The sequence below is a fragment of the Microcoleus pseudofavosus SVA1_A4 genome, from assembly GCF_036700565.1.
In the GTDB taxonomy this organism is placed as follows: domain Bacteria; phylum Cyanobacteriota; class Cyanobacteriia; order Cyanobacteriales; family Microcoleaceae; genus Microcoleus.
The window spans coordinates 47,864-63,015 of record NZ_JAUBPE010000041.1 but is presented as its reverse complement, the minus strand read 5'-3'; the positions used below and the strand labels follow the sequence as shown (position 1 = coordinate 63,015).

The following is a 15,152-nucleotide window of genomic DNA, read 5'->3' as shown; positions in this document are numbered from 1 at the left end:
ACTTTTTCGTAACTCATTTTTGATTAGTTGAATTTCTATCTGTTTTACAATTCTATCAGACTTTCGCAGGAGGTCTAATGAATCCTTCTGTATTTATTATTTTAAGCAGTGCATAGCCTCAACTGAACCTTATTGAATTATGAACCAGTAATATGGGTAGTATGTAGATTAATAAGATACCGAATTGGGGCAATATTTATGTGTAACTAAAACCTGTATAAACCGCAAAAAAATAGTCAGATGCAGTAAATTAAAGTAGGGATATTTTATTTATAAATCTTCAAACCCTTATTTTACCGTTAGTTTCTGGCTGCCTGAGCTTTGAGGGCAGGCAGCCAGAAACTAACGTGGTAAATGGCTTGAGAGTTTTTGGAGATGTCTAATGCGTAAGTCTACAGAGAAAATTCTCGCTTGTGCCAGTCTAAAGGGCGGAATGTGGGTTAGTATGGGAAAATATTTGTAAAACTCATTGAAAGAGGCTACAAACCTCATGCGCACACCTATACAAGTCGGCAAAGAAATCAAGCGAATTATCACGTTTGAAACCAACTCCATGGGCGAACCGATGGCGGTCGTGGTTTACAAAAAAAAAGGTGTCACCGCCCGCGCGACCACCGATCGGGAAACCGTGCAGACCACAGCCAAGAGCGTCCTTGAAAAGGTAGTGGATTCTCAAATCCAGGCCGCGAATGAATTTAAGGCATTGAACGAACAGGCAGGGCCGAACTGGCTCAAGGAACTCGGGAAGAACATCTCGCTCGCTATAGTCAAGGGTGGGAGTTCATTCGAGACCAAGTAGTGCGCGACCACTGGCGGCAGGCAATAATTCGAAGGGGTACGATGTCCGTGTCTTTATCTTTAGGATTTCCTGCGTGTGCTCAAGACCGCATGCATTTGATTAACCTCGGCACGTGCAGCGCCGTGATTCAATGCGTTATTTCACTAGACGACTGCCTTGATGAAAGGCTATTCTCTGAAAGCGTGAACCGGGTACTCGCATCCGAACCGATTTTGCAATGCCAGTGGGTTGATAGCTCGCTATCTCCTAGGTGGGAACAAGCCAAATCAGACCATCAGGAGCGGTTTCGGCTAATTCAGACGGTCAATCTCAAGCAAGAGCTGGACGACTTCATGTCAGCTCCACTCGACCCTAGGACTGATAGCCTGACTCAAACCAGAATCTTTCGCTCCCAAGATCATGAGGGGGCGAAAGATACATTATGCGTCAAGATATCCCACGCAGTGTCAGACTCAGGCGGTCTGCGCTATTTTGTGGTCAAGCTGGGAGAGACATACGCAAAACTGCGAGAGGATCCTAATTACCATCCCCCTAAAACTGTCACGGAGCGCAGCGGTTGGCAAGTTTTTCTGCAACTGCCCTTCAAACAGAAAATCCGGCTGTTTCAAAAAGGCAGAAAGAATTTCATCTCGAAGGGACAGTGGCGGATTCCTTTTGACAGCCAAAGAACCGGGGGGATGGCGTATGTCACTAGAACCCTTGACCAGGAACAGTTCTCAGCTTTGTCCCGGTACGCGAAAGAGAACGGCGCTTCACTGAATCAGGTGATGCTAACTTCCTATGCGCGAGCGTTACGCCGTTTCATTAGCGCGGAGCTAAATACTTTGCTGCCCCTAGTCAATACGCTTGACCTACGGCATTATCTGCGGCGCCAGGGCGATCCAGGTGTCTGCAATCTCTCTGTGCCACTGCTTCTGGAGGTTGTTTTCCAGGAAGGGGACTCATTTGAGGAGACCTTAGTTCAGGTGAAGTCAAAAATGCTGGAACAGAAAAAAAGCGTTCCTGGAATTTTCCAGGCGCTGGCGATGGAAATCCTCTTTCTCGCACCATTCTATTTGGTAAACAAGCTGTTCAATAAGGTGTTTTCGGAAGCCTCCGTGTCCGGCGTTAGCGTCCCGCTCTTTTCGGATGGGGGAACTGCAAATGTGGAGATTCCCGGTCACAACCTCCTACATTCTTATGGCGTAGGCCCGATCGCTTATCCGCCAACTTTCATGGTCACGGCTACGACATTCAAAAATACTGTAACTTGGGCTGCCGGATTCTGCCAGGAGGCGATATCCCGCCAGTCAATCGCGCATTTCTTCGACTTGATGGTAGAGGAATTTCCATTGTCTAGAAATGTTGCGGACGAACTCGGTTCCGTTGCCAAGAATTTAATTTCCCAACCACTTGATTCGTAAAAGAAATTTATGATTCGTTCTGTTGCCTTGTTTCCAGGGCAAGGCTCTCAGTTTCGCGGCATGGGCCGCGAGTTGTTTCCGCGATACCCGCACCTGCTTCAGCAGTCGGACGAAATTCTTGGTTTCTCCGTCGAGGAACTTTGCCTTCACGATCGCGGGGACGATCTGATCAAGACGCAATTCACCCAAGTCGCACTGTTCGTCGTCAACGCGCTGTCTTGGCAGGTGAAGTTTGGCGACAGCGGTCGTCTACCCGATGCGGCGTGCGGGCATTCCCTGGGCGAGTATAATGCGTTGTTTGCAGCGGGCGTTTTTGACTTTGCCACAGGACTTAAACTTGTCAAGAAGCGTGGCGAGTTGATGGGCCGCCAGAGCGGCGGTGGCATGGCGGCGGTAATCGGCTGCGATGCCGAAAGCGTCCGCAAAATTCTTGACGATTTCGCTTTCGATACCCTCGACATCGCCAACTACAATTCCCCGAATCAGGTCGTTATTTCTGGCCCCAAGCGGGATGTCGAAGATGTTGCGGCTGTGTTTGCGGAAGTCCCTGGCTCGAGATACGTGGTCTTGGGCGTTGGAGGGGCGTTTCATTCGCGCTATATGCGCGAAGCTGGCGATGAGTTTGGAGCTTTCATCCGAACCATGCGCTTCAATGCTCCCCGTTTTCCCGTTATATCCAATTTTCTGGCCCGTCCTTACACTTCCACGGAGGTGATTACGACCCTCACGAGCCAAGTTTCGAGCCCCGTGCGCTGGATGGATAGCATTAGCTACCTCCTCGGACAGGGGGCTTGCGATTTCCACGAAATCGGGCCGGGTACGACGCTCACGCGGTTGCTGAACCAGATCGCCCCAGGTTCAGTTCAGGGGGTACCCGCAAAATGAATGCACGGATTGTGTTCATGTTCTCTGGGCAGGGTTCTCAGTATGCGGGGATGGGGCACGAGCTTTATAATCGAAATCTTGTTTTTCGCCGGTGCATGGACGAGTTTTCCGAAGTGGCGTTCCCGCTCCTAGGTGTTTATCTTTCGGATAAGATTTGTTCTTCCACCGAGTCTGAATCCGACTTATTGGTACAGACGAGGTATACAAATCCAGCTTTGTATATGTTCAACTACGCCGTCGCAGCAACACTCGAATCTTCTGGTGTCATACCTGATGAGCTTCTGGGCTACAGCTTGGGTGAGTTGACGGCGGCAGCCTACAACGGGAATGTAGATCGGTTCGATCTGTTCGTAAGGTTAATTCGGGCATCATTCGCCCTCGAAAAGCATTCGCCCGGTGGCGGAATGCTCGCTGTACTGGATTCCCATCAGTTGTGGGATCGCCACCCTGAGTGGTTTGGCAGTACATCTCTAGCCAGCGTGAACTGCAGCCGGAGCTTCGTTGTCAGCGGCCCGACCAACGTTTTGGACGAGTTGCAAGGCCGCTTGCAAGCCAGCAGCGTTCTGTTTCAGCGTTTGCCCGTGATGCAGGCCTTTCACTCGCCCTGGATCGACACGGCAAAGCCCTCAGTCTTCAGAGAAATCGATAATATTTCCTTGACCGCCCGGGGCCGCTTCCCGATCTATTCCTGTGTCGCACCCGGAATCGTCGAGGAAGACTCGATCGGCCCCCGGAGATTCTGGGACGCCATGCGCCAGCCTGTACTATTTGAAACGACGTTCCGGCATATTGAGGCAGGTGGGCCGAGGCTGTATATTGATGTCGGTCCGAGCGGAACGCTGGCGGCCTTTGCAAAAATTGCGGTTGGTAATGCCTCGAAGTCGTTAGCTTTACCTGTAGTCGATCGATTCGGGCTCAACGAGAGGGGACTGCAAAACGCGTTGGTCAAGGCTGCGGCATGGCGTACTTCCTAACCCCTCCGGCACGAGGCGCGGCGAATGTGACTCTCAGAAGGCCGAATTATATGGTTCCTTGCCGTTTCAGCTCGGTGTCTGCATCCCAATATTCAGCGCTGGCGGAGCAGCGATCCAGCATTTTGTCAGATTCAGAGTTGGCATACTTTGAAGGTCTGCCGGTTTTGAGACGCCGTACTTCCTATCTGTTGGGGCGTTTTGCCGCCAAGAACGCCCTCGCCTCCCTGGTTGGTGAGGACGATTACCGATCCATTTCGATCGAACCCGGCATATTTGGTCAGCCCATCGTCCATCACCGGCGTTCGATAGGTTACGACATCAGTATTTCCCACAATAGCAGACAAGCTGTAGCGATCGCGTTCGACGCCGGACATCCTATGGGGATCGATATTGAAGAGTTTGATCCCGCCCTTTACGAGACTTTGCTGAGCGCCGTCCCCGGTGAAGAAACTAGATTCTGGGATCGTCGCAGCGAAAACCCGAGTCCCGAACTGCTGCTCGTTCTGTGGACGGCGAAGGAGGCGCTTTCAAAAGCGCTTCGCTGCGGAATGATGACGCCCGCCTCGGTATTGGCGATCGCATCGCTCGATCGATCTGGAAGTTGCAGATACCAGTCGGTGTTCCGTAACTTTGGTCAGTACAAAGCGCTTTCGTGGGTATCCGAAGCCACAGTAATTTCGATTGTTTTGCCGCTTCGCACCGAAATTGAGTTCGATCCATTTAAGTTAGGTAGCAGTAGGTAGGAGTTTGACTAAATAGCAAAATACTTTACTAAAGCTATCCATAGTTATTGATGGCGATAGTGTTGACAGGGTTGTAATTCTCTGCTAAGTTTACCAGAACGCCGAAAACCAAGGCTGATTTATCTGGTTTGTAAACCACAGTCGAGTCAAAACTAGCGAGCCTATAAAAAGGTCAAACGGGAGTCCACGGTTTGTTAAATTTGCTGAAAATAATGGCTGAACAATGGCTATTCGCTTCAAAAAAAATAGTTATGACCGCGTGAAAAATAGGGTGGGCTACACCCGAATTTACGCCTGTGGACAAGTTGGAACGGACTCCCTTGGTAGAAGCAGGAAGCAGACCCTCTGGAAATTACTTCTGGTTGAATGGTGAAGCGATTTGATAAGTAGAGCCAAGTTTTGTATAGCAGTTAAAAAAGCATGACAAAGGACATAGCTGTAATAGGCCTCGCCTGCCGCTTCCCAGACGCCTCCAGTGCTGAAGTATTCTGGTCCAATCTGGTATCCGGATTGAACTCGATCGTGGAGATTCCGCTCGATCGATGGGACCGCGAGGCCTACGCTGACCAGACGGCGAGCAAATGGGGCGGCTTCATCAATGGAATTGCGGAGTTCGATGCCGGGTTTTTTGCGATTTCTCCACGAGAGGCCCGCAATATGGATCCACAACAGCGGTTGCTTCTCGAAGTTGCGTGGCATTGCATTGAGGATTCCGGTGTTGCGCCTGCCCTACTCCAGAGAAATCGCACCGGCGTTTACATGGGTGCAATGACGCTCGACTACCTGCAGACTGCCACCGCAACCGGCGTTGAAGTGGATGGATTTTCGTGTCTTGGCGGTTACAGTTGCATTCTTTCCAATCGTATTTCTCATGCCTTCGGTCTGAGTGGCCCTAGCGTGACCATCGACACTGCCTGCTCGTCTTCATTAGTAGCAATTCATCTGGCACGGCAAGCACTGCTCGCCGGCGATTGCGACATGGCCTTCGTCGGTGGAGTTTGCCTGAATCACAGGCCGTGGAAACACCTCTCCTTTTCGCGGGCCCGAATGCTGAGTCCTACCGGCCAATGCCGAACCTTCGACGCGAGCGCGGATGGCTATGTTCCAGGTGAGGGTTGTGGGGTGGTGCTGCTTCAACCCCTAGAAAAAGCGATTGCCGAAAACAACAGAATCCTCGGAGTTATCAAGGGCTCGGCAGTAAACCATTCGGCTGTCGCGGAATCGATTACAGCTCCCAGCGCGGACAGGCAGACAGCGCTGTTAGTTTCCGCATACACGAATGCGGCTGTTGACCCCGCGACAGTTACCTACATCGAAGCGCACGGTACCGGAACTTCTCTGGGCGATCCCATCGAAATGGAGGCGCTAACGCGCGCCTTCAGTCCGCACTCGGAACGTAAGGGTTACTGCAAGGTGGGGTCGGTCAAGACAAACATCGGACATCTGGAAGCTGCGGCTGGAATCGCTGGTGTGGTGAAGGTGCTTCTAATGATGAGAGCGAAAGCGATCGCGCCGAGTCTGAATCTCGCCACCCCGAATCCACTCATCGATTTCGCTTCGTCCCCATTTGTTCCCGCTTTGGAACTCGCGCCCTGGACTCCGGCAGCGGAGAACCTTCCCTTGCGGGCTGGAGTTAGTTCCTTCGGATTCGGCGGCAGTAACGCCCACCTCATTCTCGAAGCGCCGACAGAAAGCGGTATTTCTCCAGCTTTCTCTAGTCCTGGCAAACCCTCAGCCCAGATGCCGTTCCTTTTGTCGGCGAAATCCGCAAGCAGTCTCGAGCAGCTCGTGGCGCTCTGGCGGGCATCAGCGGAACGCTTTTCCCATGAACTCGAACTTTGGGACGTTTGTGCCAATCTCGCTTTATCGCGAGAGAGCTTCCCCTGGCGATTCGGGTTCACCGCTTCCAGTTGGGATGAAATCAGGCTTGCCCTCGAACGGTTCAAACCACCCCGCGCCAACGGGTCGGTGAATCACCAACCAGATTCTCAAACCTTAACAATCGATCCAAAGTCAGTGAAGCCCCTGGTTGAGGGAATTGCTCTCACCGACGCCGACTTGGAAACTGTGCTACAGCACGCCCGGCTCCTGTGGAGCCGGCAGATAACTTTTACACGCTTAGTCGAAGCTTGGCGGGCCGTGCTCCGAGAGGCCGGTCTTGAACTTGAAGATATATTCGGAGGAATACACCCTAACGAGGTAAATCGAATTCCAGTATTCATTGCAATCCGAAGCAGCCTGCGCCGCCTGTGCCAAAAATGGAATTTGACTGACCGGTATCCCTGCGGATCGCCGCAACTCAGCGAACTCGTGCAACTATTCGCCGAAGGTGTGTTCGAGCCGGCGGATGTATTGGGGTTGTTATCTGGAGGAACGTTCACGGGGGATCGAACCCGGGTTAAGAGTACCGAGGACAAAACCTTAGTAGGGACAGCTTCCTCTCTGAACGACACCTTGTCGCTGTGGCTGGCGGGGAGCGATGTGGATTGGCGTGAGTGCTTCCCGGGCAGATACCAAAAGCTCTCCCTGCCACTTTATCCGTTCGACAGGCAGGCGTACTGGCTGTATCCGGCAGGCGATCGCGCAGCCTCGGAACCGCCTTTTGTTTCGCGCACTTTCCGAGCGGACGACCCGATCGTTGAGGCACACTTCCTCAACGGTCGGTTGATTTTACCAGCCGCCAGTATGGCTTGTTTCGCTCTAGATTCCGCCCAACAGGCAACCGGAATATCTGTGCAAACTTTGTCGGACTTTGAACTTCACCATGCGGTGCAGATACCCGTTGGCGAGTCGGCGGAAGATGCGGGGAAGGTTGAGTTGTCCGCGTCGGTTAATATCTCCGACTCCACCCTAAAGTTGAGTCTTAAAGGCAGAATTGTTGGTAGCGCAAAGATTTCAGCTATTGGAGATGCCGATTGCGATCGCCCGTTGGCACCGCAGAACTGGCTCCGCGAGTTTGGGGCTCCCAGGATTTATGCTGCACTCCGCGCCCGCGGATATCAGTACGGCACGGTTCTGCAGGTCATCCGATCGATGTCTGTGAATGATGAGATAGCAGAGTTCCTGATAGAAACCGACAATCGGACAGCTCTGCTGGATGGCATCCTACAGGCGGCGGTTTACCTGCGTAATATCTGGGAACCTACACGGACACCTATATTCGAGGTACCGGCCAAGATAAGTACAATCTTAGCCCGCGATGATGTGGCCGGACCTTTCAAGGTGAGGATCGAACGGCAACGGTGCAAGTTCTCAGCATCAGGCAGCGATGTCAGTGCCGAAGCCATGGATAAATCCGGGTCGCTGGCAGCAGCAGTTTACGGTCTGGAACTTTCCGCCGCGCCGTTGCTGTCACCCGATATATCTTACTTCGAGCCCCACTGGATTGCGACCCCGCTAGTATCGGGGAACAGCGATGCAGGCCAAGGGCTTTCGATTATCTTCGCGGGTTCGGCGCCCTTGGGATTATCTCTTTTCCAGGCACTTCGTTCCAGTTCGGCGGAATGTCGCCTGATCGTGGCCGGTGGCAGCTTTGAACCGCTGGGTGGCGGGATGTATCAGATGGACTTCACGGAAGCCAGAAATTACGATCGCCTGCTGGAAGCAATCGCCCCAGCGCTTGCGGCATATGCCCCTGAAACACCGGTCACTGTATACTGGGTGACGCGCCCGGCGGAACAAAAGCAGCCCCTTGTTTCTTCCGTTGCCGATCGGGTCGCGCACGGCGTCCGCGGAGTTTTCCTCCTTACGCACACATGGACTAGGTTGCTTCCATCGACCCCTCTGCGCTTGGCGGCGATTACGGTTGACGCACAGGCGGTAACGGAACACGATCGAGCCTTGGGATTCGCTTCAGCCGGGATCGAAGCGCTAGGGCGCACTGCGTCGATCGAGGTTCCGCAGATCCGCTTTAAATCTGTAGACTTGGAATCGGCGATGTCCATTGGGGAGCGAAGCCTGGTTATCCTTGCCGAGGTAGCAACTCGGTTCGACCATGATGCCGTGGCATACCGGGGCGGTCTCCGTTACACCAGAAACATCAGCGAACTGGCCGGACGGGCGGGCGAAGAGACCATCATTCCCGAAGGCGCTTGCATCCTAGTGACCGGGGGGAATGGGGCGCTGGCTGCCGAAGTTGCGCGAGCGATCGCATCGCAGACCCAGGTTCGCCTCATCCTGGTGGGGCGCTCTCCAGCCAACAAAGACACAGACCGTCTGATTGCTGAGATATCGAACCTCGGATCGATCGCGGAGTACCATCAAAGCGACGTTGCCGATGCCGGAGCATTGGACGTCTTGTTCTCCCATTGGCGAGAAACTGGCATCAAGCTCCATGGCGTGATTCACACCGCCGGGCAGATCGAAGATAGCCTGCTGCACAACCAGAGCGCGGCAGCTTTCGATCGCGCCGTTGCACCCAAGCTTGTGGCTGCGGTTCTAATCGGTGAACGGCTGTGCGACCATCCAGTAGAGTTCTTCGTAGCTTTCTCCTCGGTAACTCCGCTGACCGGAAACGCCGGGCAGGCAAATTACGCTGCCGCCAACGCGCTTCTCGACTCATTTTGTGCCTATCGTTCCCGCAACTCTCCAGGGCGAAGCATTGCCATCAACTGGGGGCTTTGGAAATCAAGGGGCATGGGGGCTGCGGCAAACCTTTCGGACCGATTTCGCAGTCTTGGGATTGAGCCGTTGACTGCTGCATCCGGCAGGTTCGCACTAATGGAAATCCTGACCGGTGAATTTCCACTTCAAGTCGCTGTTACCGGGAAAGGAACCGCAAAGGAGGTATTTGCGGCTTCTGTGGCCGGGTCTCATCCTTCTTTGCCTCAACCGACCGCAGCGATCGCCACTACAACCGCTACAAGCAGTGGCACTGCGATCGAGAGCATCGAGCAGGAGTTAGTCGGGTTAATCGCGCGAACGCTCAATACGGCTCAGGAGAATATCTCTCGACAAGAGGGGTTCTTCAGCCTTGGGGTCGAGTCCTTAACGATCGAAGAGATCATGGCTGAATTGGGAAAGCGCTATCCGGGTCTGCGACCTACGCTCTTGTTTGACTACCCCAATATCGCCGTGCTTGCCGCGTATTTAGGAAGCCGTGCGCCCAGCGTGGCCGAGTCCGGTCTCGTCGCCAGACAGGCGGAGGAGGCCGAGGTCAAACCCCTCAAGCTCCCCGCTCCGGCGGTTCCCCCTACGCCCAACGTGGCCTCCGTCGGTCTGGCGGCGAGACCGACGGAGGACGCCGAGGTCAAACCCCTCAAGCTCCCCGCTCCGGCGGTTCGCCGCGCGCCGGGCTATGAGATCGCGATCGTCGGTATCGATGGGCGATACCCGAAATCCCCAGACCTCGATACATACTGGAACAACCTCCTATCGGGCAGATCGTGTGTCGAGGAGATTCCGTCCTCGCGCTGGGATCATGCGCCTTATTTTTCGGAGACGAGACAGCCAAACCGCACCCAGGGCAAATGGGGCGGTTTCGTCGAAGGGGTCGATCTCTTCGATCCGCTGTTTTTCAATATCTCTCCAAAAGAAGCTGAACAGATCGATCCGCAGCAGCGACTTTTTCTGGAAAGCGTTTGGCATACGATGGAGCAAGCTGGCTACGGGAGCAGGAAATCGCGGCAAGGGCAGCGCGTGGGACTGTTTGCCGGCGTAATGTGGCACGACTATTCGCACGTCGCGCGCGATCTCAGCGTGAACGACGACCAGTCAAGCGGCGCTGGCGCACTTTTCTGGGCAATTGCGAATCGAGTTTCTCATTTCCTCGATTTCACTGGACCGAGCTTGGCGATCGACACGGCCTGTTCGTCTTCATTGACGGCCATCCATCTGGCGTGCCAGAGCATCCTTATGGGTGATTGCGATATGGCCGTGGCTGGTGGTGTCAATCTCAGTTTGCATCCGTTCCGCTATCTTTATCTCAGCCAAGCAGGATTTCTGTCGAAAGACGGACTCTGCCGGAGTTTTGGAGAAGGAGGCGAGGGCTACGTTCCCGGCGAAGGCGTGGGAGCCTTGCTGCTCAAGCCGCTGGCGCGCGCGATCGCTGATGGTGACACCATTCAGGGCGTGATTCGCGGCAGCAGCATCAACCACGGCGGTCGCGCCAACGGTTTCACCGTCCCGAACGCCGTATCGCAGAGCGATCTGATTGAACAGTCCTTGCGGACGGCAGGTGTACGCTTTGGCGACCTGCAATACATTGAGTGTCATGGGACTGGAACGGCACTGGGAGATCCTATCGAGATTGGCGCGTTGTGGGAGTTGGCCAAACGAGAAAGTTACTCGGGCCAGAGGATTCCCATCGGCTCCGTCAAGTCCAACATCGGTCATCTGGAAGCAGCAGCCGGGATCGCGGGCGTTACCAAAGTGCTCCTGGCAATGCGCCACGGTGTGATTCCAGCGACGCTGCACTGCCAACCGCCAAACCCGAACATTCAATTTTCAGAGACGCCCTTTGAAGTCACCGATCGCAATCTAGCCTGGGTTCCAGGAGAACAGCAACGTATCGCTTGCGTTAGCAGCTTTGGCGCCGGCGGATCGAATGCACATATTGTCCTCGAAGACTGGCGAAACCCGCCGACCGTCGCACCGGAAACTGGCACCTGGACGATCGTCTTAAGCGCAAGGACGAAGGATCGCCTCGTGGAGATGGCCAGTAACCTTCGCGGTTTCCTTGAATCCCAACACCCTAGCCTGGATGACTTGGCATGGACGCTACAAGCGGGGCGGGAGCCGATGCCTGAGCGGCTGGCGATCGTGTCGCATTCCTTTGAAGAGCTAACAGACCAACTCGATGCTTTCGCGAGCGGAAGTTTGCGTCGGAACTGTTTTAGTGCGAGGGCATCAAATTCTCCGGGTTCTTACTCCCCCTCCAACCCGAGCGACGGCAAGCTGAGCGACGACGAGATTGCCTCGCTATGGACCAAGGGAGCTGATATCGATTGGGCTGCCAGCCGCGCCTCTGGCAGCCGCCGAATTCCTCTGCCCGTGTATCCTTTCGCACGGGAGCGATACTGGCTAACGCCTTCAAACGATTTGAATACCCGGGAACCGGCTCGCCAGGAAGTCAAGGCCGTCGCCAATAGTCGATTATTTGCCAAGGTCTGGATTCAGGAAGAAGGCGAGGAGGAGACGCACGGACGAGAACGGCTCCGGATCGGAGTGCTGTCTTCCGGTGGGTTCGGAAACGAACTCTATAGGCAATTGTGCAACTTTCCCGAGATCGAGTGCGTGAGGTTCCAGGAAACCGACTTCCCGATCCAGACGGCGCGCATCGGCGATCTCGATGCGTTCCTAGACGCGATCGACTTTGAACGAGAGCGGAATCTGCGTGTGCATCCTCAAGCCAGTCGCTTGGCGGTGTACCAGTCGCTCCTCGATTCTGTAGCTCAGCGGTCATTGCGACTGCTGCATATTACCTGCGGGCATAGTCAGTCGAATGACGAGACTCCCAACCTTGGAGGCTCGTGGATCGCGAGTCTGTTTCCGGTGTTGTGTTGCGAGCATCGATCCGTGCGCGCCAGGACGATCGAAGTCGAAAGCCTCATGACTGCCCAGGAAGTCGCGGAGGCCTTGCGACGGGAACTGCGGCTCGACGGTGCGCGTGCCGAGGTTCGCTACCGGGATGGCATCCGCACAGTAGCGGATTGGGAAGCTCTCCCCGTTCCGCGTTCCCAGTGGCAGCTTGATGCGGCAAAGGTTTACGTCGTCACGGGGGGAACGAGCGGCCTCGGAGCGCAAGTGGCTGCATGGCTCGCTGCGAGGGGCGCGAGAAAGCTGCTGCTGCTAGGCGTCACTGCATTGCCTCCGCGGGAGAAATGGTCTACCAGCCAGATTGATAGCTATTCCGAAGCGGTTCAGGAAAGAATACGGCACGTCCAGGAACTGGAGAAATCCGGTGTTCAAGTGCGGCTCTTTTCGGGGAAGCTGACGGAGAGTTCACGATTGCAGAGCTTTTTCGAGAGCAGTTCGCGGGAATTAGGTCAAATCAGTGGAGTTGTACACTGTGCGGGCGTGACGCCTGAAGGCGTCGGCTCTTTTATCCGTAAGAACGTCGATGAAATCCTCCAGACATTGGAGCCGAAGGTAGACGGCCTGATCGCGCTGGCAGAACTCGTGCCACCCGTTAGCGTTGACTTCTTTCACTTGTTCAGTTCGGTATCCGGTTCTGTGCCCGCTCTGGGCGCGGGGATATCCGACTACGCCTGCGCGAACGGCTTCTTAAATGCATTTGCGGAGGTCTATAGGTCGGCGGGAGCAAACATTACGGCAATAAACTGGCCTAACTGGAGCGGTGCTGGTTCGGCCAGGGGGGAGTCCGCCCGGTACCGACAACTTGGCTTTAAGACACTGACCGTCGGTGAGGCTTTAGCTCTCTACGAGAGCATTGCCAGTTCACCCGTGCCTCCGGTTGTACTTCCGTGTACGGTCGATGAGCAACTATTTCGTGTTGGGCAATTGGGAATGGCGCTCCCCTCCGATACGCTTCCAGTCACAAGGGCTTCCTCGCCGTCTGTGCCATCTACCCCGCCTGGCGCTGCTCAGGGCGCGTGGAGTTGGTTAGCTGACTGGTTTTCAAAGGAACTTAAGATCCCCCGGGAACGGCTTGATGGAACCACGAACTTCGCCGAATATGGGGTTGATTCCATTCTGCTCGCCGATCTCGCCCAGGCGATCGAGAAGCGAGCCGGATCGCCGATGGACCCGTCCCAGTTGTTGGAACTCAGCAACCTGGACAGTCTGAGCGACTATCTGGCGACCCGCTGGGCGACGGAGTTCGGCGAGGCATCCGCCCCCCAGCCAATGGAGTTCGGCGAGGCATCCGTCGCCCAGCCAACTGAGTTCGGCGAGGCATCTGTCGCCCAGCCATCCGCAGAACAGCGCCCGGCCGCTACTCACGTAGGGCAACCCAATTCTGCGCGCGAAGTCGCGGTGATCGGGATCGGCTGCCATTTCCCGGGCTCTGGCAATGCTTCCGATTTCTGGGCAAATCTGATCGCGGGTGTCAACAGTATCCGCGAAGTACCGGCGTCGCGATGGGACCACCGGCTTTTGTACGGCAATGGAGAAGCTGGGAAGCTGACGAGCAAGTGGGGGGGGTTCCTCGAAGGCATTGAGATGTTCGATGCGGATTATTTCGGGATTCGGGATGTCGAAGCCGCACAAGTTGATCCTTCTATACGTCAGATACTGGAAGTGTTTGCCGAAACAGTTCGTCACGCTGGATATGAGGAAGCCGAGTTGCGGGGTAAGCAGGTAGGCGTATTCGTTGGAGCCCGCGCCGGCAGCTATCCGCAACGCTACGGGAACTGGTCGAAGAATAGCATTGTCGGCGCGGGACAAAACTTCATCGCGAGCCTGTCTTCCCACGTCTTCGATTGGAAAGGGCCGAGTCTGGCGATCGATTCAGCGTGTTCTTCGTCACTGGTCGCTGTCCATCTGGCCTGCAGGAGCCTGATGGACGGAGAATGTAGTATGGCGGTTGCCGGAGGTGTTGACCTGCTTCTTGACGAACAGCCATACAGGATTCTGAGCGCAGCCAAGGCTTTGTCACCTGACGGGCGTTGTTACACGTTCGATCTTCGCGCTAACGGGTTCGTTCCTGGCGAAGGGTGTGGAGCCGTGCTGCTCAAGCGCCTAGATCGAGCATTGGCGGACGGCGATCGCATCTATGCCGTCATCGAAGGCTCGGCGATCAATAACGATGGACGCACGATGGGGACTACAACACCCAGCCTCGAAGGGCAACAGCGGGTGATTGAAGCCGCTTTGGCCTCCGCCGGAGTCGATGGAGCATCCGTAAGTTACGTTGAGGCTCATGGCACGGGAACGATGATTGGCGACCCGATCGAACTGAAAGCGCTATCGAGGGCGATCGGCAAACACACGGAAGACAAAGGCTTCTGCGCAGTCGGCAGCGTGAAGACGAATATTGGACACCTGTTAAGCGCAGCGGGTGTCGCCGGTTTCATCAAGACGGCGCTGGCCGCTTGGCACGGTCGAATACCGCCGACATTGCACTGCGATCGCCCGAATCCAAGATTTGATTTCGAAAACTCCCCCCTATTTCCGTGCGTGCGGGACCAATTGTGGAATCCGAGGCGGGAAGTCCGTAGAGCCGGAATTAGTTCCTTCGGGTTCGGGGGCACCAATTGTCACGTTGTTTTGCGCTCTCATCGCGATCTGGACTCGAAAACGCCGCGGCGCACGCCCTTAGCTCCGCCCGAGTACCAACGGAAATACGCGTGGATCGAGAAGAAACCGTCTCAAGCTGTTGCGCGAGCCTCCGTTGAGAGCCGTGCAGCCCTGCTCGGATTTGAAGAGATTTTAACGCGTTAAGAATCGG

General features: G+C 55.1%; 6 protein-coding genes. All 6 read left to right on the top strand.

Features of this window, described 5'->3' with window-relative positions; all coding sequences use genetic code 11:
• Window positions 1–469: 469 nt before the first annotated feature.
• The 6 genes from QUA02_RS18480 (at window position 470) to QUA02_RS18455 (ending at window position 15,145) form a co-directional block, all read left to right on the top strand.
• Window positions 470–799 carry a hypothetical protein gene (locus QUA02_RS18480; RefSeq protein WP_333029737.1) on the top strand — a complete coding sequence of 110 codons (330 nt, stop codon included), beginning with the start codon at window positions 470–472 and terminating at the stop codon, window positions 797–799.
• Window positions 800–840: 41 nt separating this feature from the next.
• On the top strand, window positions 841–2,202 hold the full coding sequence (locus QUA02_RS18475) for a WS/DGAT domain-containing protein (protein ID WP_333029735.1): 1,362 nt from the start codon (window positions 841–843) through the stop codon (window positions 2,200–2,202).
• Between the two features lie 9 nt (window positions 2,203–2,211).
• The gene (fabD, locus tag QUA02_RS18470) at window positions 2,212–3,087 is read left to right on the top strand and encodes an ACP S-malonyltransferase (protein WP_333029734.1); all 876 of its coding nucleotides are present in this window, start codon (window positions 2,212–2,214) and stop codon (window positions 3,085–3,087) included.
• Window positions 3,084–4,061: an acyltransferase domain-containing protein gene (locus QUA02_RS18465; protein WP_333029732.1), complete on the top strand. Its 978-nt coding sequence runs from the start codon at window positions 3,084–3,086 to the stop codon at window positions 4,059–4,061. Before fabD ends, QUA02_RS18465 begins: the two co-directional genes overlap by 4 nt.
• The gene (locus QUA02_RS18460) at window positions 4,046–4,804 is read left to right on the top strand and encodes a 4'-phosphopantetheinyl transferase family protein (RefSeq protein WP_333029731.1); all 759 of its coding nucleotides are present in this window, start codon (window positions 4,046–4,048) and stop codon (window positions 4,802–4,804) included. Before QUA02_RS18465 ends, QUA02_RS18460 begins: the two co-directional genes overlap by 16 nt.
• Before the next feature lie 420 nt (window positions 4,805–5,224).
• On the top strand, window positions 5,225–15,145 hold the full coding sequence (locus tag QUA02_RS18455) for an SDR family NAD(P)-dependent oxidoreductase (RefSeq protein ID WP_333029729.1): 9,921 nt from the start codon (window positions 5,225–5,227) through the stop codon (window positions 15,143–15,145).
• Window positions 15,146–15,152 lie beyond the last annotated feature (7 nt).

Coding starts and splice junctions, on each gene's coding strand:
- QUA02_RS18475 (WP_333029735.1), top strand. CDS start 841: ATGTCCGTGTCTTTATCTTTAGGATTTCCTGCGTGTGCTCAAGACCGC.
- fabD (WP_333029734.1), top strand. CDS start 2,212: ATGATTCGTTCTGTTGCCTTGTTTCCAGGGCAAGGCTCTCAGTTTCGC.
- QUA02_RS18465 (WP_333029732.1), top strand. CDS start 3,084: ATGAATGCACGGATTGTGTTCATGTTCTCTGGGCAGGGTTCTCAGTAT.
- QUA02_RS18460 (WP_333029731.1), top strand. CDS start 4,046: ATGGCGTACTTCCTAACCCCTCCGGCACGAGGCGCGGCGAATGTGACT.
- QUA02_RS18455 (WP_333029729.1), top strand. CDS start 5,225: ATGACAAAGGACATAGCTGTAATAGGCCTCGCCTGCCGCTTCCCAGAC.